The following is a 979-nucleotide window of genomic DNA, read 5'->3' as shown; positions in this document are numbered from 1 at the left end:
CCCGACGGCGGTGCCGCTGCCGACGGGCGGTGCCTCGGCCGGGGGCGCCCGCGCGGCCGGGCCGTATAGTCACCCGCGATGCGACACACGCTCGGCCTCATCCCCGGCGACGGCATCGGCCCCGAGATCGTGGACGCGACGGTGTCCGTCCTGGACGCACTCGGCGCCGACGGCCCCGAGCCGTTCACCCCGGACTGGGTACACCTCGACGCGGGCGCGGACACCTACCGCCGCACCGGCGCGGCCTGCTCCGCCGAGGACCTGCGGCGCGTGCGGGACGGGGTGGAGGCGACCCTCAAGGGCCCGGTGGGACTGCCGGAGGTACGCACCCCGGACGGGACCGAGGCGGGGGTGCTCGGCGGCGTCCTGCGCACCGGGCTGGACACCTACGCCAACGTGCGCCCGGTCCTGCTGCTGCCCGGGGTGCGCTCCGCGCTCGCCGACGTCGACGCGGGTGCGGTGGACTACGTGCTGGTCCGGGAGAACACCGAGGGCCTCTACGCCTCGCGCGACCGGGGTGTCGGCAACCGGTGGGCGGTCACCGACACCCTGCTGACCACCCGCGAGGGCACCCTCCGGGTGGCGCGGCGCGCGTTCGGGACCGCCCGCACCCGCTCCGGTGCCCCCGCCGACGGCGTGCGGCGGGTGACCTGCGTGGACAAGAGCAACGTCCTGCGCAGCCACGCGCTGTTCCGGGAGATCGTCACCGAGGTGGCGGCGGAGTTCGACGACGTGGAGTTGGAGTACCGCTACGCCGACGCGGCGGCGCAGGACCTGGTGCGGCGGCCGGGGCACTTCGACGTGCTGGTGATGGAGAACTTCCTCGGCGACGTCCTCAGCGACCTGGGCGGCGCCACCGTCGGCGGGATCGGGCTGTGCCCGGCGGGCAACGTCGGCGACGGCCCGGCCTACTTCGAGCCGGTGCACGGCAGCGCCCCGGACCTGGCGGGCCGGGAGCTGGCGAACCCGGTCGGCCAGT

General features: G+C 76.1%; 1 protein-coding gene. It reads left to right on the top strand.

Annotated elements, in window-relative coordinates:
* Window positions 1-78 precede the first annotated feature (78 nt).
* Window positions 79-979 (top strand): isocitrate/isopropylmalate dehydrogenase family protein (locus SACPADRAFT_RS0208570; protein ID WP_007027757.1); only part of this gene is annotated, 901 nt, incomplete at its 3' end.

The sequence above is a fragment of the Saccharomonospora iraqiensis subsp. paurometabolica YIM 90007 genome (genome assembly GCF_000231035.2).
Classification (GTDB): Bacteria; Actinomycetota; Actinomycetes; order Mycobacteriales; family Pseudonocardiaceae; genus Saccharomonospora; species Saccharomonospora paurometabolica.
The sequence above is the reverse complement of the archived record's forward strand: the minus strand, read 5'-3'. Positions and strand labels throughout refer to the sequence as shown.